Origin of the sequence: Methylobacterium gossipiicola, from assembly GCF_900113485.1 — a bacterium.
In the GTDB taxonomy this organism is placed as follows: domain Bacteria; phylum Pseudomonadota; class Alphaproteobacteria; order Rhizobiales; family Beijerinckiaceae; genus Methylobacterium; species Methylobacterium gossipiicola.
The window spans coordinates 130,516-145,476 of record NZ_FOPM01000006.1 but is presented as its reverse complement, the minus strand read 5'-3'; the positions used below and the strand labels follow the sequence as shown (position 1 = coordinate 145,476).

The 14,961-nt window shown below is 69.2% G+C and carries 15 protein-coding genes and 1 riboswitch; of the genes, 13 read left to right on the top strand and 2 right to left on the bottom strand.

The window, feature by feature from the left end:
- Positions 1 to 162: 162 nt before the first annotated feature.
- Positions 163 to 271: riboswitch (TPP riboswitch) on the top strand.
- A 76-nt stretch (positions 272 to 347) separates the two neighbouring features.
- From thiC to BM249_RS07115, 5 genes are all read left to right on the top strand, one after another.
- Positions 348 to 2,240 carry a phosphomethylpyrimidine synthase ThiC gene (thiC, locus tag BM249_RS07135; RefSeq protein WP_091970347.1) on the top strand — a complete coding sequence of 631 codons (1,893 nt, stop codon included), beginning with the start codon at positions 348 to 350 and terminating at the stop codon, positions 2,238 to 2,240.
- A gap of 130 nt (positions 2,241 to 2,370) precedes the next feature.
- Positions 2,371 to 3,507 carry a GGDEF domain-containing protein gene (locus BM249_RS07130; RefSeq protein WP_091970345.1) on the top strand — a complete coding sequence of 379 codons (1,137 nt, stop codon included), beginning with the start codon at positions 2,371 to 2,373 and terminating at the stop codon, positions 3,505 to 3,507.
- 20 nt (positions 3,508 to 3,527) lie between these two features.
- Entirely contained in the window at positions 3,528 to 4,289 is a 762-nt protein-coding gene (locus tag BM249_RS07125; protein ID WP_244528631.1) for a DUF429 domain-containing protein, read from the top strand.
- Between the two features lie 183 nt (positions 4,290 to 4,472).
- Positions 4,473 to 4,985: an NUDIX domain-containing protein gene (locus BM249_RS07120; protein ID WP_244528636.1), complete on the top strand. Its 513-nt coding sequence runs from the start codon at positions 4,473 to 4,475 to the stop codon at positions 4,983 to 4,985.
- 7 nt (positions 4,986 to 4,992) lie between these two features.
- Positions 4,993 to 5,688, top strand: a complete 696-nt coding sequence (locus BM249_RS07115; RefSeq protein ID WP_244528630.1) for a carbonic anhydrase — start codon at positions 4,993 to 4,995, stop codon at positions 5,686 to 5,688.
- Positions 5,689 to 6,041: 353 nt separating this feature from the next.
- Here BM249_RS07115 and BM249_RS07110 read toward each other — a convergent pair whose 3' ends face one another.
- Complete coding sequence (locus BM249_RS07110; RefSeq protein ID WP_091970341.1) at positions 6,042 to 6,737, bottom strand: DUF4142 domain-containing protein; 696 nt, start codon at positions 6,735 to 6,737, stop codon at positions 6,042 to 6,044.
- A 188-nt stretch (positions 6,738 to 6,925) separates the two neighbouring features.
- Here BM249_RS07110 and BM249_RS07105 point away from each other — a divergent pair, with 188 nt between their 5' ends.
- The 6 genes from BM249_RS07105 (at position 6,926) to BM249_RS07080 (ending at position 12,023) form a co-directional block, all read left to right on the top strand.
- A complete protein-coding gene (locus BM249_RS07105) occupies positions 6,926 to 7,993 on the top strand; it encodes an acyltransferase family protein (RefSeq protein WP_244528629.1) in 1,068 nt (355 codons plus the stop codon).
- 119 nt (positions 7,994 to 8,112) lie between these two features.
- A complete protein-coding gene (locus BM249_RS07100; RefSeq protein ID WP_091970339.1) occupies positions 8,113 to 8,973 on the top strand; it encodes a universal stress protein in 861 nt (286 codons plus the stop codon).
- 196 nt (positions 8,974 to 9,169) lie between these two features.
- Entirely contained in the window at positions 9,170 to 9,781 is a 612-nt protein-coding gene (locus tag BM249_RS07095; RefSeq protein ID WP_091970338.1) for a hypothetical protein, read from the top strand.
- Between the two features lie 48 nt (positions 9,782 to 9,829).
- Entirely contained in the window at positions 9,830 to 10,429 is a 600-nt protein-coding gene (locus BM249_RS07090; RefSeq protein ID WP_091970337.1) for a hypothetical protein, read from the top strand.
- Positions 10,430 to 10,606: 177 nt separating this feature from the next.
- A complete protein-coding gene (locus BM249_RS07085; protein WP_177232346.1) occupies positions 10,607 to 11,242 on the top strand; it encodes a cytochrome b/b6 domain-containing protein in 636 nt (211 codons plus the stop codon).
- 1 nt (position 11,243) lies between these two features.
- Positions 11,244 to 12,023 (top strand): molybdopterin-dependent oxidoreductase, encoded by a 780-nt coding sequence (locus BM249_RS07080; protein ID WP_091970335.1) that lies wholly within the window; start codon positions 11,244 to 11,246, stop codon positions 12,021 to 12,023.
- Between the two features lie 191 nt (positions 12,024 to 12,214).
- Here the strand turns inward: BM249_RS07080 and BM249_RS07075 are convergent, their stop codons facing one another.
- The gene (locus BM249_RS07075) at positions 12,215 to 13,174 is read right to left on the bottom strand and encodes a DMT family transporter (protein ID WP_091970523.1); all 960 of its coding nucleotides are present in this window, start codon (positions 13,172 to 13,174) and stop codon (positions 12,215 to 12,217) included.
- A 381-nt stretch (positions 13,175 to 13,555) separates the two neighbouring features.
- Here BM249_RS07075 and BM249_RS07070 point away from each other — a divergent pair, with 381 nt between their 5' ends.
- The gene (locus BM249_RS07070; RefSeq protein ID WP_091970333.1) at positions 13,556 to 13,978 is read left to right on the top strand and encodes an HIT domain-containing protein; all 423 of its coding nucleotides are present in this window, start codon (positions 13,556 to 13,558) and stop codon (positions 13,976 to 13,978) included.
- 1 nt (position 13,979) lies between these two features.
- On the top strand, positions 13,980 to 14,876 hold the full coding sequence (nudC, locus tag BM249_RS07065; protein ID WP_091970331.1) for an NAD(+) diphosphatase: 897 nt from the start codon (positions 13,980 to 13,982) through the stop codon (positions 14,874 to 14,876).
- The last annotated feature ends 85 nt before the right edge of the window (positions 14,877 to 14,961 follow it).

The window sequence follows — 14,961 nt, the reverse complement described above, 5'->3', positions numbered from 1 at the left end:
AGCCCGGAGGTGAAGGTTCATCGTGAACCCCTCGGTGCGTCGTCTCGTCTTTTCCAAGGGCGGACTTTGCTTTGGCCTCTTGGACCCCGGATGAGATTGCCGGTTCCAACGTGCGGGCGGCGGGATGACGATTGACAAACCGGCCGTCACGCACGAGGCTGGAATGATTCCGAGGGGGGCTCCGAGACCGGGAGCTGAGATTGGGCGCGCCGCCCTGACCCTTGAACCTGATCCGGTTCGTACCGGCGGAGGGACGGGAATTCTTTTGCGCCACGCCCCCGCGTGATGCCCCAGCCTCAAGCCGTTTCGACGAATCGGGCCGCCTCCAACGCCAGGAGTTCGCCGCGATGAACAAGCCCGTCCTACCGCAGAACCTTCCCCACGGTTCCCCCCAGGCGGTGACCACCGGCCCGATCATGGGCTCGCGCAAGGTCTACGCGGCGGTGGCCGGGCATCCCGATATCCGCGTGCCGTTCCGCGAGGTGATGCTCAGTGATCCGAAGGAGGCGCCGGTGCGGGTCTACGATCCGTCGGGACCCTACACGCAGACGGATGCGGCCATCGACCTCAATGCCGGTCTGCCGCTCGTGCGCGAGCCGTGGATCGCCAAGCGCGGCTACGCCACGGTGACGCCCCGCGCCGTGAAGCCCGAGGACAACGGCTTCGTGCCGGAGGACAAGCTCGTGGCGCCGTGTCCGGCGACCCGCGAGATCCGCAAGGCGGCGCCGGGCCAGATGGTGACGCAGTACGAGTTCGCCCGCGCCGGAATCATCACCGAAGAGATGATCTACGTCGCCAACCGCGAGAACCTCGCCCGCGAGGCCATGCTGGAGGGGGCGGAAGCCGCCCTCAAGGATGGCAACAGCTTCGGCGCGTCGCTGCCCGCCTTCATCACCCCTGAATTCGTTCGCGACGAGGTGGCGCGGGGCCGGGCCATCATCCCGGCCAACATCAACCACCCTGAAGTCGAGCCCATGGCCATCGGGCGTAATTTTCTCGTGAAAATTAACGCTAACATCGGAAATTCCGCCGTGACCTCATCGGCGGCCGAGGAGGTGGAAAAGCTCGTCTGGGCGACCCGCTGGGGCGCCGACACGGTGATGGACCTCTCCACGGGCCGCAACATCCACAACATCCGCTCGTGGATCGTGCGCAACTCGCCCGTCCCCATCGGCACGGTGCCGATCTATCAGGCCCTGGAGAAGGTCGGCGGCGATCCGCTCAAGCTCGATTGGGAGGTGTTCAAGGACACGCTCATCGAGCAGGCCGAGCAGGGCATCGACTACTTCACCATCCATGCGGGCGTGCGCCTCGCCCATGTGCCGCTCACCGCGCGCCGCACCACCGGCATCGTCTCCCGCGGCGGCTCGATCATGGCGCGGTGGTGCCTCGCCGGGCACCGCGAATCGTTCCTCTACGAGCGGTTCGACGAGATCTGCGACATCATGCGGGCCTACGACGTCTCGTTCTCCCTGGGCGACGGCCTGCGCCCCGGCTCCATCGCGGATGCCAACGACGCGGCCCAGTTCGCCGAATTGGAGACGCTCGGCGAACTCACCAAGATCGCCTGGGACAAGGGCTGCCAGACCATGATCGAAGGCCCCGGCCATGTGCCGATGCACAAGATCAAGGTGAACATGGAAAAGCAGCTGGAGGAGTGCGGCGAGGCGCCGTTCTACACCCTCGGACCGCTGACCACCGATATCGCGCCGGGCTACGACCACATCACGTCGGGCATCGGCGCGGCCATGATCGGCTGGTTCGGCTGCGCCATGCTCTGCTACGTCACGCCCAAGGAGCATCTGGGGCTCCCGAACCGCGACGACGTGAAGGCCGGCGTCATCACCTATAAGATCGCGGCCCATGCCGCCGATCTCGCCAAGGGCCACCCGGCGGCGCAGCTGCGCGACGATGCTCTCAGCCGCGCCCGGTTCGATTTCCGCTGGGAGGACCAGTTCAATCTCTCCCTCGATCCGGACACGGCCCGCGCCTACCACGACGAGACCCTGCCGAAGGACGCCCACAAGGTCGCCCATTTCTGCTCCATGTGCGGCCCCAAATTCTGCTCCATGAAGATCACGCAGGATCTGCGCGCCGAGGTTCTGGCCATGGAGGCGGCGGGGCAGGTGCTCGGCGAGGCGGCCCCCCTCACCGAGGCCGAGCGCGCCGCCGGCATGGCGGCGAAATCCGCCGAGTTCCAGGCCGAGGGGGGTAAGCTCTACGTGGAGGCGGCGGAATAGAAGGCCGTTTCCAGAGAGATGTAACAAAAGGCGTCGAGAATGGGTAACTGTGTCTCGGAGCAAACCGTTTAGGTCTTGAGGTGTACTGTCCGGGGATCACGTCCAACGTGGGCCCTGGACAGCTCCGATCATGTATCCCCCGCCTCTAAACCCTGCTCTGCGCTGGATCGCGGAGATCGGCGCAGATCTTCCAGAGGCGGTTCAACGGCGCCTCCGCTCCGGCTTCTACACCTCCGTCGTCCCCCTCGTGGTCGGAAGTTTCAACACGACCGCCGTGGCCCTGGTCGCCTTCCTGCGTTCGGGGCATCCCGCCTTCGCGGCCATTGCCCTCGCGGATCTTCTCCTGCTCGGCCTGCGCGTCAGGCTGTTGCGATCCGTGAACACGTCATCCGGTCCGATCTTCGCGACGGGCCTGCTCTGGGCCGCCCTGCACGGCCTCATGATCGCCCTCGTGGTCACGTCGGCGGATGTCGCGATGTCCATCGTCGCCCTGGCCTCGGGGCTCGGAGCGGCCGGCGGCATCATCGGCCGGAACTTCGCGGCGCCGCGTTACGCCATGGCGCAGGTGCTGCTCATCGATCTCGGCTACAAGATCAGCTTCTGCTTGGGCAACCCCGAATTCCTGCCCTTGATCCTGCTCCAGACGGCCATCTTCATTCTCATGAATCGCGCGATCCTGAAGCAGCAGCGGACCTTCGCCATCCAGGCGATCCTGGGGGAGGCCGAGAGTCGCCGCCAATCCGTCACCGATCCCCTGACGGGCCTGCTCAATCGCCGCGGCCTGGAAGACGCCTTCGAGGCCCGCGACGGCACGACCCGGAACCGCGTGTTGTTCTACCTCGACCTCGATGGCTTCAAGCAGGTCAACGACCGCCTCGGTCACGCCGTCGGCGACGCGTTGCTATGCGATGTCGGCCGCCGCCTGTGCGAGACGGTGGGGCCGGACGAGACCATCTGCCGCCTCGGAGGCGACGAGTTCCTGCTGCTCACCGGTCCCCGCGACGACAGGGAAGCCGGTCGGCACGCCGCGCGGATCATTACCGCCATCGCCGCCCCCTATCACATCGATGCCAGCGTCTATGCGCGGATCGGCGTCAGCATCGGCATCGCGCGGGAGAACGCGGCAGGGGACGGCAGCCTCGCCGAGCTCATGCAGCGGGCCGACAAGGCCCTGTATGCCGCCAAGACCGCCGGCCGGGGATGCTACATCCTGCATGGCGCCGATGCGGCCGCGAGCCCGGCCGATCGGATCGGGCACGCGGCCTGACGGGCGCCACGGAGGTCCGTGTGGCTCTTCCCCCGCCGGCGGGGCATCCTCCCGAGGGCTCGCCCTGGATCGCCGGCCTCGACGGCTGTCGCGGGGCCTGGGCCGGGGTGCTGCTCAACCGGGACGATGGGCGGTTCCGCACCGCCCGGTTCGCCACCGTGGCCGAATGCCTCGACGCGCCGGAAGCCCCTTCCGTCATCGGCATCGATATCCCCATCGGGTTGCCCGACCGGGTGGAGGGGGGCGGGCGCGTCGCCGACCGGGCGGCGCGCGCCTATCTGGGCAAGGCCCGCGCCAGCGTGTTCCCGATGCCGCCGCGCGCCGCCGTCTACGCCCCGGATTACGAGGCCGCCAAGGCCCTTTCGCGGGCCGGCAGTGACCCGCCCTTCGCCCCCTCGATCCAGGCCTGGAACATCTTTCGCGGTGTCCGGGCGGTCGATGGGCTGCTGCGGGCGCGGGCCGACGCGCGGGCGCGCCTCCACGAGGTCCACCCCGAACTCGCCTTCCGCCACCTCAACGGCGACGCCGCGCTTGCGGCCGGCAAGAAGACGGCGGCAGGCCAGGCCGAGCGTCGGGCGCTCCTTCGCGCCGCCGGATTGCCCGCCGACCTCGTCGCCGCCCGGCCCGCCGGGATCGGGATCGACGACCATCTCGATGCCCTTGCGGCCTTGATCGTGGCCCGCGACCGCGCGCGCGGCCGGGCGGTGCCGCTGCCCGATCCACCGGGGCGTGACGGGTTCGGGCTTCCCATCGCCATCTGGATGCCGGGTTGCGTGCTCTAAGGCACTGGTCGGGCCGCGTTTTGTTGCTAGATCAGCATTCGGTCGAGGCGATAGACGGTCCGCCCGAAGACGAAGGTACCGTCGCAACGGAATAAAATATATTTTCGCGATGATGGATTACGGACAATACTTCAGGTCGGGCGCGTGACGGACGGCGTGTCCGATCCCGGTTCCGAGGGAAACGTGCCCGTGCGGGACGTTGCCCGGGGCCTCGTCTTCGATCCGGCCGGGCGCCTCCTCCTCATCGCCTACGAGGCAGTCCGGCCCATCGACCCGGCCGATCCCGAGGCGCGAACCTTCTGGTTCATGCCCGGCGGTGGCCTGGAGCCCGGCGAGGGCCATGTCGCGGCCTGCCGGCGTGAACTCGAAGAGGAGATCGGCGTTGCCGATGCGCCCATCGGGCCGCTGGTCGCGGTCTGTGACGGCCCCTTTCACCTGTTCCGGACACCGCGCTTCGCCCGCGAACGTTACTTCGTGGTGCGGCTGCCCGACGACCGGATCGATACCCGGCGCCTCGCCGAGACGGAGGACAACCCCGTCCTCGGCACGCGCTGGTGGACCCCCGACGAACTCGCGGCGACCTCCGAGCGCATCGAGCCGGCGGGCCTGGCCGCCCTCGTCCGCACCCTCGCGGACGGCACCCTTCCCGAAACGCCCGTCACCCTGACGTGGCACCCAACCGCACAGAAAGGCTGAGACAGACATGACCATGCAGCAGGCCCCTACGTTCCCCGAGGCGCTGAAGGACGGCTACCGCGCGTTCCGCGAGGGTCGCCTGCCCGACGAGGCCAAGCGTTACGCCAAGCTCGCCAAGGGCCAGTCCCCCGAAGTCCTGCTCATCGGTTGTTGCGACAGCCGCGTCTCGCCCGAGGTGATCTTCGACGCGAGCCCCGGCGAGCTGTTCGTGGTCCGCAACGTCGCCAACATCGTGCCCCCGTGCGAGCAGGGCGGCGAGTATCACGGCACTTCGGCGGCCATCGAGTTCGCCGTGGAGGGCTTGCAGGTCAAGCATATCGTGGTGATGGGCCACGCCACCTGCGGCGGCATCAAGGCCTTCGCCAACCCGCCGGCTCCCCTCTCGCAGGGCGACTTCATCGGCAAGTGGGTGTCCCTCGTGGCGCCGGCGGCCGACCGGGTGAAGCAGGACCGCGAGGCGCCCGACTACCTCACCCATCTCGAATACGCGATGGTGGCCCAGAGCCTCGACAACCTCCTGACCTTCCCGTTCATCCGCAAGCGCGTCGAGGCGGGCGAACTGCAGCTGCACGGCGCCCATTTCGGCATCGAGCGCGGCGAACTCTACGTGCGCGACCCCGAGACCGGCGAGTTCAAGCCCGCCGTGGATTCCGACGGTCAGGCGATCCGTCCGAGCGCGCTGATCAACTGCAACGACGCATGAGAGCGATGGCCGGTCGGGCGCCCTCGGGGACCTGACCGACCATCGGTCGGATTGACCGCCGCCGCGGAGACATCGACGGGGCTTCGTTTCCGAAGGGGAGCGGAGCCCCGTTCGCGTTGGACGATGGCAAGTGCGGAGAGCGCCGCGTCTCGAGCAGACCGGCTGTGCGCGATCCCCTCTCCCGGTAAGCGGGGCGAGGGATGCGCACAGGTGAAGCGATTCAACGAACAGACAGGGGAGTCGTAGTCGCTAACCCACCACCCAACCCCCAAACGAAAAAGGATGCCGAGCTTTCGCTCGACATCCCCAAAGGGCCGTCCGGGCCTGACGCCCGAACGTTTCCCGTTTGCCGTTCAGCGGGCGCCGGGCAGGCGCTGGGCCATCTGGTAATGGTGCTCCAGAACCGGCAGGGCCTGCTGGGCGTGGGCGCGCAGGGCCGGGTTCGGGCCGCTGGCGGCGTAGGACTGGTACATGGGGAGCGCCATCTGATGCGCCTGGACCTGCATCGAGCCGTAGAGACGGTCGAAGCGCGGGCCCGCCGGGGTCTGGGCCAGTTCGGCGAGCATCGCCTGCTGCTGCGGGTTCGGCTGGACCAGGGTGGTGCCGGCGGTGGTGTCGACGTCGCCGATCATCGCGCCGGTGGCCGCGCCGCGCCGGGCGCCGTTGCCGAGGCCCTCGAGGCCGCCCACGGGACCGCCGCTGAGGGTGCCGCCGACGACGCCGGCCGCTGCGCCCGTGGCCGCGCCGACGGCGCTGCCGGCGACGGCGAGGGGGGCGGTGACGAGGCCGCCGAGGCCATCGTTACGGGCCATCACGTTGCGCTCGCCGCCCGCCAGGGCGACGTTGGCGGCGCGGTGGTCGCGCAGGGCCTCGCGGGCGTAACGCACGACCTGCGGGTTGCGGCTCTTCTGCAGGGCGATCTGGCTCGACTGCACCTCGAAGGCGTTGGACTGCATGGCGGCGAGGCGGAAATCGCCAATGTCCTGCGCGAAGGCCGGGGTGGCGAGGGCCGTGGCGACGGCCGTCATGGCAACGAACTTGTTGATCATCGGTATCCTCAGTATGCCTGCGGAAACATGCGAGGGCTGACCTCGGAGCAAGTGTGCTCGGGCGGGTCCGTCATCCTCGGGTTCGGCGGAACAACGGGGGAAGACCTATTCTGTTCCAACCCGATTTCGCCGAACAACACACTTTCGTTCGTCAGTCTCGGCCCGGCGTTTCACCAGGACGGGGCGGCATGAAACTCTGGGCGATCCAGGGTCTACGGGCCTTCGCGGCCCTCCTCATCGTGATCCATCACGGGCAGGCCGAGGTGGCGGCCCTGGCGGACCGCGCCGGGCTCGCCTTCGCGCCCGTGACGGGGCTGCCGTGGCCGGCCGGGGTCGACGTGTTCTTCGTCATCTCCGGCTTCATCATCGTGCACGCGAGCGCGCCGCTCTATGGCCGGGCCGGCGGCCGGGCGCGCTTCCTCGCCCACCGGGTCGCCCGCCTCGTGCCCCTCTACTGGCTCGTCACCACCCTCTACCTCGCCCTGGCTCTGGCCGTGCCGGCCCTCCTCAACGGCGCGGGTGCCCCGACGCCCGGGACCGTCGCCGCCGCGTTCCTGTTCTGGCCCGTCGCGCGGCCGGACGGCGCGGTCCAGCCCCTCTACGGCCTCGGCTGGACCCTGAATTGCGAGATGTTCTTCTACGCCGTTTTCGCCCTCGGCCTCGGCTGGGGCCGGGGGCGGGCGGTGGCCTGGACGGGTGCGGTCCTCGCCGGCCTCGTCGCCCTGGCCTGGGCGGTGCCGAACCCGCCGACGCCCCTCGGGTTCTGGGGCAGTCCCATCGTCCTCGAATTCGCCCTCGGGGCGGGCTTGGGCCTCGCCCGCGCGCGGGGCCTGCGCCTGTCCCTCGCGCCCCGCCTCGCCCTGGCGGCGGCGGGTTTGTTCAGCCTCGCGGGGGCGGGCGAACCGGCCCCCCCGTGGCGGCCCCTGGCCTATGGCGGGCCGGCCCTTCTCCTCGTGGCCGCCGCCGCCCTCGGACGGGAGACCGAGGGGCGCGGGAACAGGATCACGGGTGCCGTCGTCGCCCTCGGAGATGCGTCCTACGCCCTGTATCTCGTCCACCCCTTCGTCCTGCGCGCCGGCCGCGAGATCGTCCTGCGCCTTGGGCTCGTGCCGGTGCTCGGCCCGTGGGGCGCGCTCGCCCTCATGCTCGTCCTGTCGGTGGTGGCCGCCCTCGCCGTGGCCCGCTTCGTCGAGGCGCCGCTCACCCGTGCCGCCCGTCGCGTCCTCGACCCCGCGACGGCTCGCGCGCCGGCCTGACCCCCGAGGGGCGCCCGTCCTGTGGGAGCGGCTCCGGCCGCAGTTTGCCGCCGGGCCAAATCGTTCTAGCCTCGCCCAAATTCGCGCCAGCGAAGGCAAAGCTGCGAAGGCCCGCCGCCATGAAGACGCTCCTCGTTCCCGTCGCCCTGCACGACAGCCTGCCCTCGGTGTTCGAAACGGCGATCCTCGCCGCCCGCCGCTTCGGCAGCCTCGTCGAGGGCGTGTCCCTGCGCCCTGCGCTTGCCGAATACGTTCCCGTCGACATGGTCGGCGGCATGACCTGGCTGCGCGACGAGGAGGCGGACAAGGCCGAGGCCGAGGCGGCGGGTGAGCGCTTTCTCACCTTCATGCGCGAGGCCGGCGTGCCGCTGGCCGCCGACGGGCCGTGCACCCCGGCGAATGTCGCGGCCGCCGGCCCGCGCTACCGCTGGCGCCCCGACGTGCCGGCGGGCGACGCCTTCCTCGGTCAGCACGCCCGCCTGTTCACCGCCACCGTGGTGGGGCGCCCCGGCACGGGGGAGGGCGCGCCGCGCATGACCACCTTCGAGACGGCCCTGTTCGAGTCCGGGCGGCCGATCCTCCTCGCCCCGCCCATCGCCCCCGCGACGCTCGGCGAGGCGGTTCTCATCGCCTGGAACGGCTCCACCGAGACGGCGCGGGCCGTCGCCTTCGCCATGCCGTTCCTGCGCCAGGCCCAGCGCATCCGGGTGGTCAGCGTCGAGGGCGGCACCGTGCCGGGGCCGAGCGCCGAGGACCTCGCCACGGCGCTGGCCTGCGAGGGCATCGCCGCCGATCACCGCGCCTTCTCGGCCGGGCGGCGCACCCCCGGCGAGGTGTTTCTCGCCGAGGCCGACGCCTTCGGCTGCGACCTCCTCATCAAGGGCGCCTACACCCAGAGCCGCCTGCGCCAGATGATCTTCGGCGGCCCGACGAGCCATCTCCTCGCCCATGCGACGATCCCCATGCTGATGGCGCACTGACCCGGCACCGCCGGTCTCCCAACTTAAGAGAAATCATTGAACGCGGCGGCCTTCCCCGGGGGACGGGCCGCGCTACCTGGGGCATACGCCGCTCGACCGACCAAGACGATGATCTGATCGCGGGCAATTGATTTGCGCGCGATCTAGTTCTTGGGCAGGGTCGTGACGGATCAGTTCCCGCCCGCAAGGACCTTCGATGATCAGAACCGCCCGCGCCGCCGCGCTCGCCGTCGCCTGCCTCGGCTTCGCCGCGAGTTGGCCCGCCCAGGCCGAGGCGCCCGTGAAGCGCATTCGCGGCACCATCGCGTCCGTCGACGGCAACACCGTTTCGATCAAGCCGCGCACGGGTGAGGCCGTCACGGTCCGCCTCGGCGACGGGGTCCGCGTCGCCGGCGCGAGTGCCGCCAAGCTCACGGACATCCAGCCCGACAGCTACATCGGCACCGCCGCGACGCCCCAGCCCGACGGCACCCTGAAGGCCCTCGAGGTCGCGGTGTTCGCCCCCAGTATGCGCGGCACCGGCGACGGCCACTACCCGTGGGATCTCGAGAAGGAGAACACCATGACCAACGGTGCCGTCGGCGCCGTGACCGGCACCACCAACCGCACCGTCACGGTGACGTATGCCGGCGGCCAGAAGACCATCACGGTGCCGGACGACGTGCCGGTGGTGGCCCTCGCCCCCGCCGATGCCAGCCTGATCAAGCCGGGCGCCCGCGTCGTCGCCTTCACCCGCGCCGATGCCTCCGGCACGGCGGTCGCCGACCGCCTGGTGGTCGGCCAGAACGGCACCGTGCCGCCGATGTAGCGGCCGGGCAAACCTGCGCAACCTCGACCACACACAGGAGAGAACGCCATGATGAAGAGCCTGCTCACCGGCCTCGCCCTCACCCTCACGGTGGCCGCCACCGCCGCCCGCGCCGACGACATCGTGCGCTATCGCGGCACCATCGAGAAGGTCGACGGCTCGACCCTCACGGTGAAGCCGCGCACGGGCGATCCCGTCACCGTGACGTTCTCGGGCGACACCAAGATCCTGTCGGCCAGCACCGGCAAGCTCGCCGACATCAAGTCGGAGAGCTACATCGGCACCGCCGCCATCCCGCAGCCCGACGGCACCCAGAAGGCCCTGCAGGTGACGGTGTTCTCCTCCTCCCTGCGCGGCACGGCGGACGGCCACTATCCGTGGGATCTCGGCGCCAACTCCACCATGACCAACGGCGCCGTCGGCACCCTGTCGGGCACGGACGGCCGCACCATGCTGGTCAAGTACCAGGGCGGCGAGAAGAAGGTCGTGGTGCCGGAGGACGTGCCCGTGACCCTGGTCGATCCCGGCGAGAAGAGCATCGTGGTCCCGGGCGCCAAGATCGTCGCCTTCACCAAGAAGGGCGCCGACGGCACCCTCACGGCCCCCATCCTCATCGTCGGCCGCAACGGCACCGTGCCGTCGATGTGAGGTAAGCCTGACCCCGCGTCTTCGCGAGCGTTCGATCTCTCGGGACAGACGCGGGTCCCCTCTCCTGGAAGGAGAGGGGGCACGTTGTGCCTTACGACGTCAGTCGCGGGCTTCTTGTCGTACGCTCGTCCCCCTCGGCGAAGGCGTGCGCCGCCCAAACCAACAGGCCGAGCCCCCATGACCCTGATCCCCGAGCCCCCCGCCCGTGTCGTGGTCATCCACCCCCTGGTGGTGCGCCTCACCCACTGGATCAACGCCGTGGCGGTGTTCTGCATGCTGTTTTCCGGCTGGGCGATCTACAACGCCTCGCCGTTCTTCCCCCTGACGTTTCCGAAATGGGCGACGCTCGGGGGCTGGCTCGGCGGGGCCATCGCCTGGCACTTCGCCGCCATGTGGCTGTTTGCCGTCAACGGCCTCGTCTATGTGGTCTACGGCCTCGTCAGCCGGCACGTCCCCCGCACGTTCTTTCCCTTGAGCCCAGGCGCCGTGTGGCGCGACGCGAAGGCGGCGCTCACCTTGCGACTCGCCCATCGCCTGGGCGAATACAACGCCGTGCAGCGCCTCGCCTACGTCGTGGCCTTCCTCCTCGGCGCCCTGCTCCTCGCCTCCGGCCTCGCTTTGTGGAAGCCGGTGCAGCTTCAGGGGCTCGCCGCCCTGTTCGGCGGCTACGAGGGCGCGCGCCGCGTCCACTTCCTCGCCATGGCGGGCCTCGTCGGCTTCATCGTCCTGCACCTCGCTCTGGTGCTGGTGGTGCCCAGCACCCTGAAGGCGATGATCACCGGCCGCGCCCGCGTATCGCCTTCGGAGACGTGACATGACCCGCGATCCCGAAACCGCCGCCCGCCTCAAGGCCCTGCGGGCCGACCTGCAGCCGGAACTGGTCAGGCTCGAACGCCGGGCGCTCCTGCGCTCCGGCCTGTCCCTCGGCGCCCTGACGCTGCTCACGGGCTGCGACCTCTCCACGGGCTCCAACGGCACCCTCGCCGACCGGATGCTGTGGGCGATGTCGCGGTTCAACGACCGGGTCCAAGGCTGGCTGTTCGATCCGACGAAACTGGCGCCGACCTATCCGGCCTCGATGATCGACACGCCGTTCCGCTTCAACGCCTACTATCCGCCGGACAACATCCCGGAGGTCGAGGGCGCCGACTGGAAGCTCGAAGTCTCGGGCCTCGTCGCCGACAAGACCCCCTGGACCCTCGAAAAGCTCCGCGCCCTGCCGCAGGAAAGCCAGATCACCCGCCACGTCTGCATCGAGGGCTGGAGCCAGATCGGCCAGTGGAGCGGCGTGCCGCTCAAAACCTTCCTCGAACGGGTCGGCGCCGATCTCACGGCCAAATATGTCGGCTTCAAATGCGCCGACCGCTATTACGGCAGCCTCGACATGCCGAGCGCCCTCCACCCTCAGACGGTGCTGGCCCTCGATTTCGCGGGGAAAGAACTCTCGCCGGAATACGGCTATCCGTTGCGCGTGCGCGTGCCGACGAAGCTCGGGTTCAAGAGCCCGAAATACATCGGCAGCGTGTTCGTGACCAATGATTATCCCGGTGGGTATTGGGAGGATCAGGGGTACAATTGGTTTAGTGGGATTTAGGGGGCGCTGTTGGGAGCGTTCGATTGGGTTGGGGAGCAGACTCCGGCTCTTCGACCAAGAACCGATGCCCCGTATTCCGCCTGGAACGATCAATCCCGGCTGAGGGTCTCTCAAGGAACTCCCGCTGCACCGTCGTCTTCAGGGCGAGATCCGCGCAAGGGCGGGCGTTTTGTGAGGTAATCCAAGCCGCTTTAGATGTCCCGACCTTGATGGACGTGGGGCTCAAGGCGTCGCTTCAGCGGGTTGAAGGGCCAGAGGCGACCATCGATGGCCACGAGTCCGCACCCGATCAGCGCCATGCCGATGAAGTGCTGAGGATCGAGGCGTTCGTTCAGTACCAATGCTCCCAGCAGGATGGTCGACACGGGAATGAGGAAGGTGACGAGGAGGAGGTTCGTCGCCCCTGCCGTCGCCACGATGCGGAAGTACAGCACATAGGCGAGCGCCGTAGACAAAGCCGCGATACCCGAGATCGCGCCCCACACCGATGCAGGCGGCACGGGCAGAGTCCAGGGCCGATCCACCACAAGAGCGACGGGCAGAAGCAGGAATGTGGATGCCGTTACCTGACCTGCAGCCGTCGTGAGCGGCGGAAGACCCATACCTTTGAAGCGCCGTCCGTAAATCCCCGCACAGGCGTAGGACAGGGCTGCGCCAAGTACGGCAACCTGCGCCAGAACGTTGGTTCCGAGGCCCGCGAGTACCGTAGGCCCAACCATGACGACGACCCCCCCGAGGCCGATGAGCACTCCCGCGAGCCGATGGCCGGTCATCTTCTCGTCGAAGGTGAAGACGTGGGCAGCACCGACCGTGAAGAGGGGCGTGGTCGCATTCAGAATGGCTGCGAGCCCTGAGGCGATATGGGTTTGGCCCCACACGATGAGGCAGAACGGCACGGCGTTGTTGAGGACACCCATGGCGAGGAAGGCAGTCCAGGCCCTGGATCCACGCGGCATCCTGAGCCCCGACAGAGGGACGATGGTATTCAGGATCAACGCCGCGAGCCCAACGCGCAGGACCACCAGGGTGAATGGCGGCAAGGCAGAGAGCGCGACATGCGTGAAGAAGAATGATCCACCCCAAAGCACCGAAAGGCTCAGCAGCATCGCCCATTCCGGCGCGGACATCGTGCGGTTCATGGCAGGCAGCATGACGGACCTCTCGCTGGTCGATACCGTTTCCGGATGATCCATTCGGTCCCTGGTGAGCGCGGGTCCGCTCTCCTGAAAGGAGAGGGAGCCCGTCGCGTCTCGCTCATCCGAGGCAATCACGCAGAAACCGTATGAGCCGCTCTTTTAAGGCTCCGCCTGGGTGAGGTGCGTCCCGATTCTTGCTATCAAATCCTCCTTTCGCTGACCCCCCGACCCGATTGATGACCTTCGGCTCATCCGTCTCGAAGCAGACGTTCCCAGGGGCGGCGTGGGGGCGTTTGGGGACTCGCGCTTCCCAACCGACAGAACGGGCTTCCGGCCCCGCCTGAAGGGCCGCCGCCATCTCGCATCACCCCCCATTTCGCCCTACATCGCTCCCCCATGAGCACCGCCCCCGACTTCACCCTCGACCCCCGCCTCGCCGCCGACACCGTGCATGTGGGCGACCTCGCCCTGTGCCGCGTGCTGCTCATGGACGACGCCCGGTTTCCCTGGCTGATTCTGGTGCCGCGCCGGGAGGGCTTGAGCGAGATCACCGATCTCACCCCCGAGGATGCGAAAATCCTCATGGACGAGATGCGCCTCGCCACGGGCGTGATGCTGGCGCTCGCCAAGCCCGACAAGGTCAACGTCGCGGCCCTCGGCAACGTCGTGCCCCAGCTCCATGTCCACGTCATCGGCCGGTTCCTTTCGGATCCCGCCTGGCCGCGCCCGGTCTGGGGGGTGGGCGAGGCGAAGCCCTATCCGCACCATGCCCGCGCCCAGATGGTGGAGCGAATCGGCGCCCTGTTCGCGGCGGCCTGACGTGACGGACCCCCTCGACGGCCTCGGCTACATCCACAACCGCCTCGTGCGCCATTCCGCCGAGAGCACGGCTGCGGTGCCGCCGCTCACCGAGCCGGGCGCCCGCCTCGTGGTGCTCGCGGGCGACCGGGTGGTGACCGGCGACGGCTCGGCCCTCCTCGATCCCGCGCGCATCGCCGTGGACGGCACGCCGCTGTTCCTCGGCCGCCTCGACGGCGCCCCGGTCTTCGCCGCCGCCCTGCCGCCGGAGCGGGCGGAAGGGTTCGAGGCCGACCCGGATTTCGCGACCAACGACCTGCGCGGCCTCGCCGCCGAGGGCGGGGTGGCCGCCCACGAACTCGGGCTCCTCGCCACGGCGAAATCCCTGCTGTCCTGGCACGCCCGCCACGGCTTCTGCGCCCAGTGCGGCGCCCCGACCGTGCCGGCCGCCGGCGGCTACCGGCGCGATTGCGCCGCCTGCGACACCCACCACTTCCCCCGCACCGATCCCGTCGTGATCATGCTGATCACCCGGGGCGAAAGCTGCCTGCTCGGCCGCTCGCCCCGGTTCAAGGAAACGATGTATTCCTGCCTCGCCGGCTTCCTCGAACCCGGCGAGACCATCGAGGCCGCCGTGCGCCGCGAGACCTTCGAGGAGGTCGGGCTCACCATCGGCGCCGTGCGGTATCACGCCTCGCAGCCCTGGCCGTTCCCCGCCTCCCTGATGATCGGCTGCGTCGCGCAAGCCCTCGACGAGGCCATCACCCTCGACGCGCAGGAACTCGTCGACGCCCGCTGGCTCACCCGCGCCGATGTCGCGGCGATGATCGCCGGCACCCACCCCGAGGGGCTGACGGTGCCCCCGCCCATGGCCATCGCCCACACCCTCCTGCGCGCCTTCGTGGAGGGCCGGGCCTGAGTGTGTTTCACACAACGCCCGCTGCTCCATCGGGCTCGGACCGAGAACCGTGCGGGACCGGGAGTTCCGTGAGGCACGCGGAACG